At 63.0% G+C, this 15,090-nt stretch carries 14 protein-coding genes; 7 read left to right on the top strand and 7 right to left on the bottom strand.

Translation table 11 applies throughout. The features are described from left to right. Positions 1-14: 14 nt before the first annotated feature. The 4 genes from QCE69_RS23820 (at position 15) to QCE69_RS23835 (ending at position 5,193) form a co-directional block, all read left to right on the top strand. Positions 15-884 (top strand): LysR family transcriptional regulator, encoded by an 870-nt coding sequence (locus QCE69_RS23820; protein WP_309923632.1) that lies wholly within the window; start codon positions 15-17, stop codon positions 882-884. Between the two features lie 306 nt (positions 885-1,190). Further along, the gene (locus tag QCE69_RS23825; RefSeq protein WP_309815769.1) at positions 1,191-1,646 is read left to right on the top strand and encodes a 2Fe-2S iron-sulfur cluster-binding protein; all 456 of its coding nucleotides are present in this window, start codon (positions 1,191-1,193) and stop codon (positions 1,644-1,646) included. A gap of 1 nt (position 1,647) precedes the next feature. Continuing rightward, positions 1,648-3,882: a xanthine dehydrogenase family protein molybdopterin-binding subunit gene (locus QCE69_RS23830; protein ID WP_309933346.1), complete on the top strand. Its 2,235-nt coding sequence runs from the start codon at positions 1,648-1,650 to the stop codon at positions 3,880-3,882. 12 nt (positions 3,883-3,894) lie between these two features. Beyond that, positions 3,895-5,193: a c-type cytochrome gene (locus QCE69_RS23835; RefSeq protein ID WP_409017903.1), complete on the top strand. Its 1,299-nt coding sequence runs from the start codon at positions 3,895-3,897 to the stop codon at positions 5,191-5,193. A 33-nt stretch (positions 5,194-5,226) separates the two neighbouring features. Here QCE69_RS23835 and QCE69_RS23840 read toward each other — a convergent pair whose 3' ends face one another. Then, on the bottom strand, positions 5,227-5,496 hold the full coding sequence (locus QCE69_RS23840; RefSeq protein ID WP_309923637.1) for a DUF1488 family protein: 270 nt from the start codon (positions 5,494-5,496) through the stop codon (positions 5,227-5,229). A 460-nt stretch (positions 5,497-5,956) separates the two neighbouring features. Here QCE69_RS23840 and QCE69_RS23845 point away from each other — a divergent pair, with 460 nt between their 5' ends. Together QCE69_RS23845 and QCE69_RS23850 are read left to right on the top strand one after the other, a co-directional pair. Further along, a complete protein-coding gene (locus QCE69_RS23845; protein WP_309923638.1) occupies positions 5,957-6,403 on the top strand; it encodes a DUF3331 domain-containing protein in 447 nt (148 codons plus the stop codon). Positions 6,404-6,777: 374 nt separating this feature from the next. Beyond that, positions 6,778-7,272 (top strand): H-NS histone family protein, encoded by a 495-nt coding sequence (locus tag QCE69_RS23850; RefSeq protein ID WP_309923640.1) that lies wholly within the window; start codon positions 6,778-6,780, stop codon positions 7,270-7,272. A gap of 5 nt (positions 7,273-7,277) precedes the next feature. On the opposite strand, the gene QCE69_RS23855 is transcribed toward QCE69_RS23850, so the two are convergent. From QCE69_RS23855 to QCE69_RS23880, 6 genes are all read right to left on the bottom strand, one after another. Next, positions 7,278-8,759: an amidase gene (locus tag QCE69_RS23855; RefSeq protein ID WP_309933347.1), complete on the bottom strand. Its 1,482-nt coding sequence runs from the start codon at positions 8,757-8,759 to the stop codon at positions 7,278-7,280. A 26-nt stretch (positions 8,760-8,785) separates the two neighbouring features. Then, positions 8,786-9,718 (bottom strand): LLM class oxidoreductase, encoded by a 933-nt coding sequence (locus QCE69_RS23860; RefSeq protein WP_309923644.1) that lies wholly within the window; start codon positions 9,716-9,718, stop codon positions 8,786-8,788. 123 nt (positions 9,719-9,841) lie between these two features. Further along, a complete protein-coding gene (gene mctP / locus QCE69_RS23865) occupies positions 9,842-11,323 on the bottom strand; it encodes a monocarboxylate uptake permease MctP (RefSeq protein WP_309923647.1) in 1,482 nt (493 codons plus the stop codon). After that, positions 11,320-11,520: a DUF3311 domain-containing protein gene (locus tag QCE69_RS23870; RefSeq protein ID WP_309923649.1), complete on the bottom strand. Its 201-nt coding sequence runs from the start codon at positions 11,518-11,520 to the stop codon at positions 11,320-11,322. Before QCE69_RS23870 ends, mctP begins: the two co-directional genes overlap by 4 nt. Positions 11,521-11,725: 205 nt before the next feature. After that, positions 11,726-12,469 carry a tRNA (5-methylaminomethyl-2-thiouridine)(34)-methyltransferase MnmD gene (gene mnmD, locus QCE69_RS23875; RefSeq protein ID WP_309923651.1) on the bottom strand — a complete coding sequence of 248 codons (744 nt, stop codon included), beginning with the start codon at positions 12,467-12,469 and terminating at the stop codon, positions 11,726-11,728. 17 nt (positions 12,470-12,486) lie between these two features. Next, a complete protein-coding gene (locus QCE69_RS23880) occupies positions 12,487-13,200 on the bottom strand; it encodes a YceH family protein (protein ID WP_309923653.1) in 714 nt (237 codons plus the stop codon). A 397-nt stretch (positions 13,201-13,597) separates the two neighbouring features. On the opposite strand from QCE69_RS23880, the gene QCE69_RS23885 reads away from it, so the two are divergent. Continuing rightward, positions 13,598-15,070, top strand: a complete 1,473-nt coding sequence (locus QCE69_RS23885) for a circularly permuted type 2 ATP-grasp protein (RefSeq protein WP_309933348.1) — start codon at positions 13,598-13,600, stop codon at positions 15,068-15,070. Positions 15,071-15,090: the final 20 nt, after the last annotated feature.

Consider the following 15,090-nt stretch of genomic DNA (forward strand, 5'->3'; position numbering starts at 1 on the left):
GCGATCATACAAAAATGAATGGACCCGATCTCGACTGGAGCGACGTGCGCGTGTTCCTCGCCATCGCGCGAAGCGGCACGCTCGGCGCCGCGGCGCGCGCGACAGGCCAGACGCAGCCCACCATGGGCCGCCGCCTGCGCGCGCTGGAGGAAACGCTGGGTCATGTGCTGTTCCAGCGCACGAGCGACGGCTTCGTGCTGACCGATGAAGGCGCGGCGGTCTTGTCGCATGCCGAGCGCATGGAAGAAGAGGCGCTGAGCTTCACGCGCGCGCTGGCCGGACAGGAAGCGTCGCTTACCGGCTTGCTGCGCATCTCGTCGTCGGACTGGTTCGGGGTTCATGTGCTGACGCCGGTATTCGCGCGCTTTCTCGCCAAGCATCCGGATGTGCAGATCGAGCTCGTGACGGATGCGCGCCGCTATAACCTTGCGCGTCGCGAGGCGGACCTCGTGTTCCGCATCACGCCCTTCGATGAGCCTGATGTGGTGCAGCGCAAGCTCATGCATATCGATTACGCACTGTACGGACGCCGCGATCTCGCACAACCTTCCCTGGGCGATGGAACAGGGCAGACACTCATCAGCATGGACAGCGCCTTCGATCATTTGCCGGACGTGCTGTGGGTCAAGCGCGCGCTGCCTAACGCGAGGATCGTCTTCGGCAGCAACAATCGCGATGCCCAGGCGCGGATGTGCGCGTCCGGTGCAGGGTTCGCGGTGCTGCCCTGTCCGCTCGGCGATGCCGATGTCCGCCTGAAACGCTGCGACCTTGGCGAAACACCGCCGGGCCGCGACGTATGGATGGGTTATCACCGTGACCTCAAGCGAGTCGCGCGATTGCGCGCGCTGCTTGAGGAAACGCTGTCTGCTCTAAGCAAAGCTTAGTCATCGCATGTTATCGGCGCGGACTAATTTGCATTGCAACTAACCCTCTTTTTTGCCTGAAGCCTTTGAGCTTGTTCAAAGCCAACGCTTACACAAGCCTCAAAGGAATATCGAAGAGAATAGGGCTGCGGAGATTAAGGCAAGTCGATAGCGGTCGGGAGCGATTGCGCGTGCCGCCTGTCGAGCTTGTTTTAAAAAGCGAGGCTACAATCCGCTAGCTCTTTCCGCTCGATTTCACGCCGGCTGTCTCCCCGCAGCCGGCCATTTGCGCTATCCGCCATATCTACTCTTAAGCCGGAGCCGCTCATGACCACACTTGATATCAACGGCCAGACTCATACGGTCGATGCCCCGCCCGACATGCCCGTGTTATGGGTCTTGCGCGATCTCGTCGGACTCACCGGCACCAAGTTCGGCTGCGGCATTGCCCAATGCGGCGCCTGCACGGTTCATCTCGACGGCGTCGCCGTCCGTTCCTGCGTGTTGCCGGTGGCGGCAGTCGGCGAGCGCAAGATCACGACGATCGAAGCAGTCGGCGACACGCCCGCAGGCAAGAAAGTGCAGGCGGCCTGGCGCAAGCTCGATGTCGTGCAATGCGGCTACTGTCAGTCCGGGCAGGTGATGTCCGCCACGGCCCTGCTCGCGACCGTACCCGATCCTGGCGACTCCGACATCGATGCCGCCATGGCCGGCAACATCTGCCGCTGCGGCACTTATCACCGCATTCGCGCCGCCATCAAGCAGGCAGCGAAGGAGGCGTGACATGTCGCAAGGACTGATCGAGGCGGGCCGACATGCGGCTCGTACCGGCTTCTCGCGCCGCGCATTCCTCAAGTGGGGCGTGACGGCGAGCGTGGCCGCGGGCGGCGGACTGCTGGTCGGCTTCAGCCTGCCCGCCGCGAGCCAGGATCAAGGCAAGGGCAAGTCGGTGATCGGCGGCGATGGCGTCGAGACGCCGCAGGACGGCGTGTTCGCGCCGAATGCCTTCGTGCAGATCGACAAGAGCGGCAAGGTCGTGCTCATCATGCCGAAGGTCGAGATGGGCCAGGGCGTCTATACGTCGCTGCCGATGCTGATCGCAGAGGAACTCGAGGTGCCGCTCGATCAGGTCACGATCGATCACGCGCCGCCGAATGAAAAGCTCTTTACCGACCCGCTGCTGGGCGGTCAGCTGACGGGCGGCTCCACGTCCATACGCTATGCGTGGGAGCCTATGCGCAAAGCCGGCGCGGCCGCGCGCATGATGCTCGTCGCGGCAGCCGCGCAGCAGTGGCAATGCGATGCGGCGTCGTGTCAGGCGCAGGGCGGCAAGGTGGTCGATGCATCGGGCGAGCGCAGCGCAAGCTATGGCGATCTCGCCGAAGCTGCCGCGAAGATGCCCGTGCCCACGGACATCAAGCTCAAGGATCCGAAGGACTTCAAGATCATCGGCACGCCGGTGAAGCGGCTCGACTCGCCCGAGAAAGTCGACGGCACCGCGATGTTCGGTCTCGACGTGCGCTTGCCTGACATGGTGTATGCCGCCATCGTCAACTGCCCGGTCTTCGGCGGCACGGTCGTGTCGTTCGACGACAGCGCCGCGAAGAAAGTGCCGGGCGTGCGCCAGGTCGTCAAGTTCGACAACGGCGTCGCGGTCGTCGGCGATCACACGTGGGCCGCGAAGCGCGGTGCGGCTGCGCTGAAGGTCGAATGGAACGAAGGCGCGGGCGCGAAGCTGTCCACGCGACAACTCGTCGACGACATGGCGCAGGCCTCGCAGCGCAGCGGCGCCGTCGCGCGCAAGGAGGGCGATGCCGGCAATGCATTGTCGGGTGCGAAGACGCGCGTGGATGCCGTGTACGTCCAGCCCTTGCTTGCGCATGCAACCATGGAGCCGATCAACTGCACCGTGCATGTGCGCCCGGACGGCTGCGACATCTGGCTCGGGACGCAGGTGCCCACGCGGGTTCGCGATGCCGGCATGCAGGCCACGGGCTTGCCCGCCGACAAGATCGTCGTGCACAACCATCTGCTCGGCGGCGGCTTCGGCAGACGGCTCGAATTCGACATGGCGACGCAGGCGCTCAAGATCGGCAAGGCGCTGGGCGTGCCCGTCAAGGTGACGTGGTCGCGCGAGGAAGACATCCAGCACGACATGTACCGTCCGTGCTATTACGACCAGCTTTCGGCGGGACTCGATGCCAACGGCAAGCCGGTTGCGTGGACGCATCGCATCGTCGGGTCGTCGGTGCTGGCGCGCTTCGCGCCGCCTGCCGTGAAGAATGGCGTGGATCCGGACGCCGTGGAAGTCGCGGCCGATCTCCACTACGACCTGCCCAATCAACTGATCGATTACGTGCGGCTCGAACCGCATGATGTCCCCACTGCCTTCTGGCGCGGCGTGGGACCGACGCGCGGCACCTTCGTCGTGGAGAGTTTCATCGACGAACTCGCGGCGCAGGCCAAGGCCGATCCGGTCCAGTACCGGCGCGACCTGCTGGGCAAGTCGCCGCGCGCGCGCAACGTGCTCGATGTCGCGACGCAGGCGGCCGGCTGGGGCCAACATGCGCTGCCGCAAGGTCAGGGACGCGGCGTCTCGGTGATGCACGCCTTCGGCAGCTTCTTTTCGATCGTCGCCGATGTGAGCGTCGACAAGGAAGGCGAGGTCAAGGTAGAGCGCATCGTGTGCGCCGTGGATTGCGGCATGGCCGTGAACCCGAACACGATCGAAGCGCAAGTGCAGGGCGGCATCATCTTCGGCATTACGGCGGCGCTCTATAGCGAGATCACGATCAAGGACGGCCGCGTCGAGCAAAGCAATTTCACCGACTATCGCATCCTGCGCATTCATGAAACGCCGCCGGTGGAAGTGCATATCGTCAAGAGCACCGAAGCGCCTGGCGGTATCGGCGAACCCGGGACGGCCGCGCTCGCGCCGGCCATCACCAACGCGATCTACGCGGCAACCGGGAAGCGGCTGAGGCAGCTACCGGTCGGCAGCCAGTTGCGCAGCGCCTGAGGGAGCCCGTCCATGAAGAACGCATTCAAGCCTCTGTTCGCGGCGCTGTATGCGGCAGGCATGGCCTTCTGCCTGTCGCCCTCCGCTGCCACTGCCGCCGATACGGCGAACGACGCGCTCGTCGCACGCGGCGCCTATCTCGCGAAAGCCGGCGACTGTGTCGCGTGTCACTCGATTCCAGGCGGCAAGCCGCTCACGGGCGGCCTGAAGATGATGACGCCCGTCGGCGCCATCTATTCGACCAACATCACGCCGGACCCTGAAACCGGGATCGGCCGTTACACGGAAGAAGACTTTGCGCGCGCCTTGCGCAAGGGCGTGGCGAAGGATGGTCATAACCTCTATCCCGCGATGCCTTATCCGTCGTACGCGAAGATCAACGACGACGACATGCACGCGCTCTATGCGTACTTCATGCATGGCGTCACGCCGGTGAAGCAGGCGAATCGCGAAGCGGACATCAAGTGGCCCATGAACATGCGCTGGCCGCTCAAGTTATGGAATATGGTATTCCTTGAGAACGGCGTGTATCAGAACAAGCAGGGCAAGGATGTCGCGTGGAATCGCGGCGCTTACCTGATTCAGGGGCTGGGACATTGCGGCTCGTGTCATACGCCGCGCGGTATCGCGTTCCAGGAAAAAGCCCTCGATGAAAGCGGCAGCGCGTTCCTGACCGGCAGTCCGCTCGATAACTGGTTCGCCTCGAACCTGACCGGCGAGCACAACACGGGCATCGGCCGCTGGTCGGAACAGGATGTCGCCACGTTTCTGAAAACGGGCGCCAACGCGCATGCCTCGGCATTCGGCTCGATGACGAGCGTCATCAACAACAGTACGCAACATATGGACGATGCCGACATCACCGCCATGGCGCAGTATCTGAAATCCCTGCCGGCAGCAGGCGGCACGGGCGCGCCGGCGTATTCGTATGATCCCAGGGCGACGCGCGTTTCGCTCACGCGGCCGGCCGCTTCCGACGCGGGGGCGCGTGTTTATACGGCGTACTGCATGCATTGCCACGGCGTGGACGGACGTGGTTTCGCACCAATGCTGGCGCCGCTCGCGGGCAATCCGAATGTGCTGGAAAAGGATGCGTCGTCGCTGATCAACGTCACGCTCAACGGCACGGAAGATATCGTCCTTCAGGGCGTCCCCGCGCCTTATCCGATGCCGCGCTATGCACCGGTCCTGAATGACCGGCAGATCGCCGACGTGCTGACCTTCATTCGCGGCGCGTGGAACAACAATACGCCGGCGGTCGCGCCGGACGACGTGGCAAAGATGCGCAAGGCAACTCAGGCGGCGCGCTAGACGGATGCATGGCGCGCGCTTGAGCGGTTTGCCTCACGAAGCAAAGTCGATGACGTCGAGGTGAATGGCACTGGCCGGATGAGCAAGAAACTTCCGGTGTACCCGCGCGCTGATGCGTTCATAGCCATCGCTCAAGGCTTTCAGCAGACGCTCGTCGCTAGCGCCGGCGGGCGCCCAGAAACATTGCTCCAGCGCCTTGCGGGTGATGTTGCACTGAATGGCCTGCTCGCGGGAAAACGCAACGAAACTGACGGACGCACGGTCCGCAGAGATGCTTGCATGGATCGGGAGCTTGCTTGTCATGATCCGACAGGAGTGTCCAGGGCGCCGGTTTTATTGTGTCAGAAATCGACGCATGCGCGCACTCCGGATCGAAAGCGAAACCTGTCTGGATCGCCTGATGTTCCTTACTTCATTCAAGTGAAGAATTCCGCCTTGAGCCTGCCTGGCGGCGAACGTCCGTTCGTTCAAACGAAGTTTGCTTGAGATGGCCTGGCTTGCAAAAGCCTGAGCGCGTCGCACTTGAGTAAGCGATGGCGTTCGCGAACATGTATTTCAGGAAAAATGGAAACAAAACACGGTCCATGTGTACTACTCTAGGAACGATAATCCTAAGCGGCAGTGTCGCCCGGTTCATTGGGCGAATTCACTAGCGCGACAATCCGGCTCGGCAAGCGGAACGTGTCTCGCATTCCCGTCATCACATCGGCAACGTTCACCCGGTCGCTGTTGCGGTGCGCGTCGTCGCGAACAGGAGCGGAACATGAAGAGTCCATCGATGATGGATCCCTGGAGCCGTACCCTGGCCATGCTCGACAAATCGGGCCGGCTGTCCGAGGCAGCCGACAATCCCGCGTCCCTGACGCGAACTCTGGTGCGCAAGGTGCCGGTCAGAGGCAGCTTTGCGCCGGACAACGAGACTGGCCGCGTGAACATTCGCGTGCTCGAACGCCTGAGCGCTTCGACTCTTGCGCTGTCCTGGCACGATCCCACCTCCTTCAACTATTCCGAGCAGGTCTGGTCGCTCTGCACGGCGCGCAAGCGCGGCACGTGCGCATTGAGCGGACAGGCGATCCGGCGCGGTCAGCCGGTGTACCGGCCAAGACGGGTCGGCAGGTCGATACCCCTCAACAGCGGCGCGATGATCCTCGCCCGGGCAGTCATGGTCACGCCGCTGGAGCCGGAAGAAGAGGCGCTCGCAGTCGGATGACGAAAGTCATCTCAGGACAGGCGCGCGTCCCAACTATAGAGAAGACGTTGCACCAGGATTGCGCGTCCTGTTCATTCGTCTGATCGGCAGCTCGACATCGGGCGCTTGATAAAGACCGGATGAAGTAAGAACAGGCTGGTCTAGTGCCTCGTCAGAGCGCGATAAAGGTAATCTTTTGAGCATGAGCGCATCGCCGCGGCGTGCGCCGGATAAGATTTCCTGCAGCACAACTTCGCAGGATTGCAAGGTTATGCCGAAGTTATGGCGCAGCCTCAGACAAGCCATGGACTGTCGCTGCTTGACCGGGCCACGTGGCCGCTTCAAGTGTCGCTCTAGGTGTCGTTCCAAGGCCGCTTCATGTTTCAGGAGGAACAATGGCTACTCTGGCGCAGCTGGAAAACCAGATTCAGGAATTGCAGCGTCGCGCGGATGCCTTGCGCGAGGAAAAGTCACTGGAGGCTATCGCCAGTATCCGCGCGCTCATGCAAGAGTACGGGTTGACCATGTCGGATCTGGTCAAGGCAGGGTTGGGAAAGATGCGCGGCCGTCCTGCCGGCTCGCGGAATACATCAGCCAGGACCGGCAGAGGTCAGGGAACGAAGCTGCCGCCGAAGTATCGCGATCCTGAATCGGGCGCTACCTGGAGCGGTCATGCGCGAGCGCCCGCGTGGATCAAGAATGCGCCGGACCGCAGTGTCTATCTGATCGACGCGGCGGCGGACAAGCCTGCCTCGAGCAGAGCCGCATCGGCTTCGCGCGCCGCGGGTGCGAAGCGTGCGCGCAAGAGCGGCGCGAAGAAGGCCCCGAAGCTGTCGGACCGTGCCGAGCCCGGTACCAGTCAAAGAGCCGCGCAGCGCGCCGTGGCTTGACCCGGTCAAGTCAGCTGGTCAAGCAACGGGCTCCGTTGTGTGGCGTAGTTGCTTGCACGTTCATACGCAAGCCCAAGCCGAAGTACGTCGAGATCCTGCTGCACCGGTCCCATGATCTGCAAGCCCGCCGGTAAGCCGTCCGCATTGAAGCCGGCAGGCGCACTGAGTGCGGGAAGCGAAGCCATCGTGGCGGGGACCACCGTCTCCATCCAGCGGTGATACGAGTCCATATTGCGCCCGGCAATGGCATGAGGCCAGTCGAGTGAGGCATCGAACGGAAAGACCTGGGCCGAAGGCATCACCAGGAAGTCGAAGCGTTCGAATAGCGTATTGATCGCCTGATACCATGCGGACCGCTCGCGCACGGCGCGCGAAATGTCTTCGCTTGTCAGCTTCAGGCCGCGTTCTATCTCCCATACCGCTTCGGGCTTGAGCAGCACTCGTTTAGCGGTGTCGCGCCAGAGCGGGCCGTTCGTTCCTGAAAACGTCAAGCTGCGCAGATCGATCCAGGCGCGCCACAGGCGTTCCGGATCGAAGTCCACGCGCGCGGCTTCCACCACGCAGCCGATGGTGTCGAAATGGCGCAAGGCCGCTTCGCAGGTGGCCATCAAGCCCGGCTCGGTCGGCAAGTGTCCGTTCAGGTCGCCAAGCCAGCCGATGCGCTTGCCCCGCATGTCGCACTCCAGCGCGTGTGCGAAGTCGGTATGTTGTTCGCTTCTGCGTGAGAGCGGCGCGCGGGCGTCGAAGCCGGCTTGCACGGACAACAGCAGGCCAAGGTCCGGTATCGAACGCGCCATCGGGCCCGCCACGCTGAATTGCTGGAAGAACACGTCGTCGCTTGGCGCATAGGGCACGCATCCGGGCGTCGTGCGAAAGCCGAATACATTGTTGAACGAGGCCGGCGTGCGCAGCGAGCCCATCATGTCCGATCCATCCGCGCAGGGCAGCATGCGCAACGCCACGGCAACAGCCGCGCCGCCGCTACTGCCGCCGGCGGAGCGCGTCGGGTCGAATGCATTGCGCGTGGTGCCATACACCGGGTTATAGGTGTGGCCGCCCAGGCCGAATTCCGGCGAATTCGTGCGGCCCACGAAGAGCGCGCCGCCTTCGCGCATGCGCTCGAAAATCACCGCATCGGTCTGGCTGACTTCACCGGCGTAGATAGGCGAGCCCTTGCTCGTGACCATGCCCGCAACCGGCAGGATATCTTTCGGCGCTTGCGGAAAGCCGTGCAGCGGCCCGAGGCTGTTGCCCGCGGCCAGTTGCGTGTCACGCTCGCAGGCTTGCCTGAGCAAGGCGTCCCTGTCCTGCAATGCCACGATGGCATTGACCACCGGATTGAACCTGTCGATTTGCGCGAGATGAGCCTGCATGACCTCGACGCATGAAACCGCGCGTGAATGAATCGCGCGCGACAGCGCAACGGCGCCGAGGGACACGATATCGTCGCTCGGCGGAAGATCGGGAGTGGCGTCGGATGCGGTCATGGTCTCGTTGAAGATAAGCCGTGGGTTCAATGATGAAACTGCGGAAGCACGCTGGCCGCGAGTTCCTCGATGATGTCGCGCGCAGGCCGCCGCTCTGACGTCACGTTGAGCGTGACATGATGCGTGCCGTTGTCGCGCATCCGTTGCAGGATGTCGATCAGCGCGCGATGCCCGGTGCGATAGCCCAGCGCAAGCTCGTGCGCCGGTTCGGCGGGATCGTCGGCGAGTTCGAGGCGCATCGCCACACCGAAGGCGCGAAACGCACCGCCCGCCGCGCGCTCCACGGCCGCGCGCCACATGCTGTAGCGGCCGCGCTGTGCTTGCGGTTCGCGGTGATAGGTCATCCAGCCGATCGAATGGCGCGCGATCCAGTCCACGCTCTGGCCGCCCGACCCCACGGCAAGCAACGGAATGGGCGCGGCCTGGCGCGGCAGCAAATAGAACTCGGGCGCAGCGTCGCTTGCGTGATCGGGGATGACGGTCGAAGGCGTGGCAACGGCCGCGGCAAGCGTGTCCCAATGCCGTCGATACAACTCGCGCCGTTCCTCCGGATCGCGGCCGAATGCGGCATATTCCGGCGGCCGGTCGCCTGAGCCCACGCCAAGCACGAAGCGTCCACGCGACAGATCATTCACCGAGAACGCCGCCTTGGCGACATGCAGCGGATGCCGCAGCGTCAGCACGATCGCGCCGCTGATCAGCGCTGCGCGCTGTGTATTCGATGCGAGCGCACCCAACAGCACCCATGGGTCGAGGTGTCCGACGGGGTCCGGATAATCGGCGCTGTTGAGCGGCACGTCGCGCACCCAGAGCGCGCGAAAGCCCAACTGGTCCGCCAGCCGCGCGAGTTCGATCTGCTCGTTGAAGTCGACCACGCTCTGGTGGTCGCCGGTGATCGGCAAGGTCAAGCCGATGGAAAGCGCATTAGGGGCGAACACCTGGTTCGCGATGGAGGACATGACACGCAGGGCATCGGAATGGAGTCGACGTCGATGGTATCACCGCGACTCGTATCGGCGCGTGGATGAAAAAGAGCCCGGCGCCTGTGCGGGGCCGGGCTCCTTCATGCCGCTGATGTGGAATCAGGCGGCGGCGACTGCGGTGCGTCGCGTGACCAGCGACACCGCGAAGGTCACGATCACATTCACGACCAGCGCGATGATGCCGATGTACAGCGGCCAGCTGGCGTCGCCGGCATGCAGCACATAGACCGGCTTGAGTCCTTGCGAGATGGCGAGTCCGGTGCCGAGCACGATGCCGCAGAGCCACCCGAGGAACAGCCCCGGCGTCGTCAGGCGGCGCGTGAAGAGCGTGAACACGATGGCCGGGAAGATCTGCAGGATCCACACGCCACCGAGCAATTGCAGGTCGATGGCATATTGCGTCGGCAGGAACACGATGAACAGCAACGCGCCGAACTTCACGACCAGCGACACGACCTTGGCCGTCGATGCTTCCGAAGCCGGCGTCATGTCGGGCGAGACGAGCGGACGCCAGAGATTGCGCGTGAAGAGATTCGCGGCGCCGATGGACATGATGGCGGCGGGCACGAGCGCGCTGATCGCGATGGCGGCCGCCGCGAAGCCGACGAACCACGACGGAAACAGCGTGCCGAACAGCGCCGGCACCACGTCTGAAGCGGACTTCACGTGGATGCCTGCGGCAATCGCCATATAGCCGAGCAGGGCGATCAGGCCGAGCAGCAGCGTGTAGGCGGGCAGGAAGATCGCGTTCTTGCGCACGGTTGCGGCGGACGACGACGACAGCACCGCGGTCATCGTATGCGGATACATGAACGCGGCAAGCGCCGAACCCAGCGCGAGCGATGCATAGGCGGTGAACTGGCCGGGCTTGAGAATGATGCCGGTCGGACCGCCCTTCGCCTTGAAGTATTGATCGGCGGCGTCGAAGACGTGGCCATAGCCGCCCAGCTTGGCCGGAATCAGCCACACGGCGGCGATCACCACGATATAGATCATGATGTCCTTCACGAAGGCGATCATGGCCGGCGCGCGCAGGCCACTCGTGTAGGTATAGAGCGCGAGGATCACGAACGCGACGATGAGCGGCAGTTCACCCGTCACGCCGAGCCCCTTGATGACGACCTGCATGCCCACCAGTTGCAGCGCGATGTAAGGCATCGTGGCCACGATGCCGGTTATTGCCACGGCTGCTGGAAACCATTTGCCGCCATATTCGCCCTGTACGTAATCGGCGCCGGTGATGTGGTTTTTCGCATGCGCGATTTTCCATAGCTTCGGCATGACGGCGAAGACGAACGGATACACGATGATCGTATAGGGCAGCGCGAAGAAGCCGTACGCGCCTACGGAATAGACGAGCGCGGGCACGGCAATGACGGTGTAGGCCGTATAGAAATCGCCGCCGACCAGGAACCACGAGATCACCACGCCGAACTGACGGCCGCCGAGGCCCCATTCGTGCAACTGGGTGAGATCGCCGCGTTTCCAGCGCGCGGCAAAGAAGCCGACGATGGTCACGAGCGCAAAGAACGCGATGAAGATGCCCATCGCGAGCGGATCGACTGGAGTGAGATCGTTCATTTGAGGCCCCTGTACACGACGTAAAGCAGGAGCGACGTGAGCGGCACCCACAAGAACTGATACCAGTAGAAGAATGGGAATCCGCCGATTGAAGGACGGGTGTCGTTATAGAACGGCAGCCACAGCAAGGCTACGTACGGAATGAGTAGCGCAATCCACAGCCAGGGGCTGCGTGGCGCATCGTTATCGGGTTCCAAGACCTTTCTCCTCGTGAATCTGCGCTGACAAGAACGTGCCGCCGCGTCCGCGCCATTCGATTCGCCGATCGAAGCGAGGACCGCGCCGCCAACGGGTGCGCATTATCCGGGATATTCCGGAATATTGCCGGAAGCTTCAGAGAAGAGATGAACGGAAAAAGCTGTATTACTGATAGCTTTCTGTCGTGATTGACAACCGCAAAGATTACAAAACAATTTCATCGCTAACCGATGCGCGCTTGCCGACTAGCATCGCGCGCTTGCCGCCAAAGCCGCGCACCTTGCGATATTCGAAACCGTTCTGAAGCAGCGCGCGCTTGACCTGGCCCGCGCTCGTATAAGTGGCGAAGCTGGCGTCGTCGCTTGCGATGGCGGCTAGCGAGGCGAACAGTGCAGGCGTCCACATGTCCGGATTTCTGGCAGGCGCAAAGCCGTCGAGATAGATCGCGTCCGCTGTCGTGCCGTCCTGCTTCAGGCGCGGCATGACATCGATCACATCGCCGAAAGCGAGCGTGAGCGTCACTGCGCGTTGTTCCAGTTCAATCCGGTGACTGCCCGTCACGAGCACCGGCCACGCGGCCGCGAGCGTGTCGGCCAGGGGCATGACGGAGGCATCGTCGATGATTGCCGCATGCGCGCGGCGCAGGTCGGCGGCACTGAACGGATGCTTCTCCACCGAAATGAAGTGAAGAGACGCGGGACGTTGAGGATCGGTGCGCCACGCGGCCCAGGTCGCAAGAAAGTTGATGCCCATGCCGAAGCCCGTCTCCAGCACGTCGAAGCGCGGCTTGCCGCGCCATCGTTCGGGCAGGCCATTGCCGTTCAGGAACACATGGCGCGCTTGCGACAACGCCCCGGCGGCGCTGTGATAGATGTCGTCATGACGGGGCGACCAGGGCGTGCCGTCGTCGCGAAACACGAGCGGTGCCGGGACAAGCGGTTCGTGCATGAGCGCAACCCGATGGATCAGGCATCCGGCGACGGTTGATCGAGTGCAATGCCCAGTTCGCCGGCCATGCGCACGACCATTGCACGCAATTGCACGACTTCGTGAGCCAGCCGCTTCTGTTCCGACTTGAGCGCTTCGAATTCCGAAGCCGAAAAGCCTTCGCCGCCTTGCGCCTCGCGCGCAAAAGGCTCGCTTGCGCTCACGCCGATTTCGCCGCACAGCAAGTGCATCCAGCGGCTTTCGCGCTCACCGGGCACGCGCGGCAACCTGACGACACGGGGCGGTTCGTTGCCGGCCAGTTCATCGAGAAAGCTTTCCACCGACGATATGTCCGCAAACGCGTGCAGTCTGGCGCTATTCGCGCGCAGTTCGGCGGCCGTTTGCGGTCCGCGTAGAAAGAGCGTGGCGAGCAGCGCGACCGACTGGCTCGGCACGCCAAGCACGCGGTTGACGTTGTGTTCGAAGCGCGGCACACGGCTGCTGCTGCCCTCGATCACGAGGCTCAGCCGCTTGAGACCGTCGATGGTCGTCAGCACTTCGTCTTCGCTGACGTTCATCACGGGAGAACGCGCAGTCTTCTGGTTGCAACCGGAGGTCAGGGAATTCAGCGACAGCGGATACGTGTCTGGCACCGTATGCTGTTTCTCGACGAGCACGCCAAGCACGCGCGCTTCGAGCAGGGTGAGTTCGCGCAACGCGGGACGGGGAGCGGCTTCGGATGGAGTGTTCATGGCGTCGTTCGGCTTGCTGGAAGACGCCTATCATACCGGTGGGGCGCGCACTGTCTTGCGGCATGGACCCGGACGGCGCGTCGTTCTGGTGCATGAGTTGGCATCGAGATTATCGGCTTGCGAGTTTTTACGAGGATCCAAACCGTTTTATCGATTGGCATTGAAGTTGCTTTTTTGTATTCGGCACTGGGCTGCCCACGCAAACGATGCGCGGTACGATCGACCTTGCTGAGTCGACTTACCTGCACGCATCTCGCTTCGAGGTCGCCTAACGGCGTGACCGGTATGACCGGCGCGCCGCGTCTTTCAGGCTCTTCAGGCATTGCGGGAGTGCAACCAGAAATACGAACGCCGGGGCACCGCCACCCCGGCTTGCACTTCATATGGAAGACCGGTTATGACGCAAGCATTCTTCAACGAGATGTTCGAGCGCAACGATCTCGAAGCGCGGGGCATGCCGGCAGCGGCGTTTCGCGCGGCGGGCGATCCCCGCACGCATTACCGCGACTTCATGAACTGGCTGACCGTGCAAAGCGAGCAGCAGATCGACATCAAGCGTGCGGAAGCCGATCTCAACTTCAGGCGCGTCGGCATCACCTTCGCGGTGTATGGCACCAGCGACGTGCCGGGCATCATTCCCGAGCGCACGATTCCCTTCGACGTCATCCCGCGCATCTTCCCCGCCGATGAATGGCGCGCGCTCGAACGCGGCCTGCGGCAACGCGTGAATACGCTCAATCGCTTCATTCACGACATCTATCACGAGCAGGACATCATCCGCGCGGGCATCATTCCCGAGGCGCAGATTCTCGGCAACGCGCAGTATCGGCCGCAGATGCGCGGCGTGAACGTGGCGCGCGACATCTATGCGCATATCGCCGGCATCGATATCGTGCGCGCGGGACAGGGCGAGTTCTACGTGCTGGAGGATAACCTGCGCGTGCCGTCGGGCGTGTCGTACATGCTCGAGAACCGCAAGATGATGATGCGGCTTTTTCCGGATCTCTTCGCGCGCAATCGCGTGGCGCCGGTCGCGCATTATCCGGATCTCCTGCTCGATACCTTGCGCGCCGCCGCGCCCGCCGCCGCCGGGAATCCGACCATCGTCGTGATGACGCCCGGCATGTACAACTCGGCGTATTTCGAGCATGCGTTCCTGGCCCAGCAGATGGGCGTGGAGCTGGTCGAGGGACAGGATCTGTTCGTCGATGACCATCAGGTCTTCATGCGCACCACGCAGGGACCGCAGCGGGTCGATGTCATCTATCGTCGCGTGGACGACGACTTTCTCGATCCGCTCGTCTTCCGTCCGGATTCGGCGCTCGGGGTGCCGGGTCTGATCGACGCATACCGGATGGGCAATGTATCGCTATGCAATGCAGTGGGCACCGGCATTGCCGATGACAAGTCCATTTATCCGTACGTACCGGACATGGTGCGTTTCTATCTGGGTGAAGAACCCATCCTGAACAACGTGCCGACCTGGATGTGCCGCAAGCCCGACGATCTCAAGTATGTGCTCGATCATCTGCCCGAACTCGTCGTGAAGGAAACCCACGGCGCGGGCGGCTATGGGATGCTGGTGGGACCCGCGTCCACTACGGCGCAGATCGCGGAATTTCGCGCGGTGCTGGAGGCGCATCCGGAGAAGTACATTGCGCAGCCGACGCTGGCGCTGTCCACCTGCCCGACCTACGTGGACGCGGGCATTGCGCCGCGTCATATCGACCTGCGTCCGTTCGTGCTCTCGGGTACCGACGTGCGCATGGTGCCGGGCGGACTGACGCGAGTGGCGTTGCGTGAAGGATCGCTGGTGGTCAATTCGTCCCAAGGCGGCGGAACCAAGGACACGTGGGTACTGGAGCGCTAGAACATTCACTGACGAAAGCT

This window comes from Caballeronia sp. LZ032 (assembly GCF_031451315.1).
Classification (GTDB): domain Bacteria; phylum Pseudomonadota; class Gammaproteobacteria; order Burkholderiales; family Burkholderiaceae; genus Caballeronia.

Excerpts from the sequence above, each read along its gene's own strand:
- QCE69_RS23825 (WP_309815769.1), top strand. The coding sequence starts at position 1,191 with ATGACCACACTTGATATCAACGGCCAGACTCATACGGTCGATGCCCCG.
- QCE69_RS23880 (WP_309923653.1), bottom strand. The coding sequence starts at position 13,200 with ATGAACACTCCATCCGAAGCCGCTCCCCGTCCCGCGTTGCGCGAACTC.
- QCE69_RS23860 (WP_309923644.1), bottom strand. The coding sequence starts at position 9,718 with ATGTCCTCCATCGCGAACCAGGTGTTCGCCCCTAATGCGCTTTCCATC.
- QCE69_RS23840 (WP_309923637.1), bottom strand. The coding sequence starts at position 5,496 with ATGACAAGCAAGCTCCCGATCCATGCAAGCATCTCTGCGGACCGTGCG.
- QCE69_RS23855 (WP_309933347.1), bottom strand. The coding sequence starts at position 8,759 with ATGACCGCATCCGACGCCACTCCCGATCTTCCGCCGAGCGACGATATC.
- QCE69_RS23820 (WP_309923632.1), top strand. The coding sequence starts at position 15 with ATGAATGGACCCGATCTCGACTGGAGCGACGTGCGCGTGTTCCTCGCC.
- mctP (WP_309923647.1), bottom strand. The coding sequence starts at position 11,323 with ATGAACGATCTCACTCCAGTCGATCCGCTCGCGATGGGCATCTTCATC.
- QCE69_RS23845 (WP_309923638.1), top strand. The coding sequence starts at position 5,957 with ATGAAGAGTCCATCGATGATGGATCCCTGGAGCCGTACCCTGGCCATG.
- mnmD (WP_309923651.1), bottom strand. The coding sequence starts at position 12,469 with ATGCACGAACCGCTTGTCCCGGCACCGCTCGTGTTTCGCGACGACGGC.
- QCE69_RS23835 (WP_409017903.1), top strand. The coding sequence starts at position 3,895 with ATGAAGAACGCATTCAAGCCTCTGTTCGCGGCGCTGTATGCGGCAGGC.
- QCE69_RS23830 (WP_309933346.1), top strand. The coding sequence starts at position 1,648 with ATGTCGCAAGGACTGATCGAGGCGGGCCGACATGCGGCTCGTACCGGC.
- QCE69_RS23850 (WP_309923640.1), top strand. The coding sequence starts at position 6,778 with ATGGCTACTCTGGCGCAGCTGGAAAACCAGATTCAGGAATTGCAGCGT.
- QCE69_RS23885 (WP_309933348.1), top strand. The coding sequence starts at position 13,598 with ATGACGCAAGCATTCTTCAACGAGATGTTCGAGCGCAACGATCTCGAA.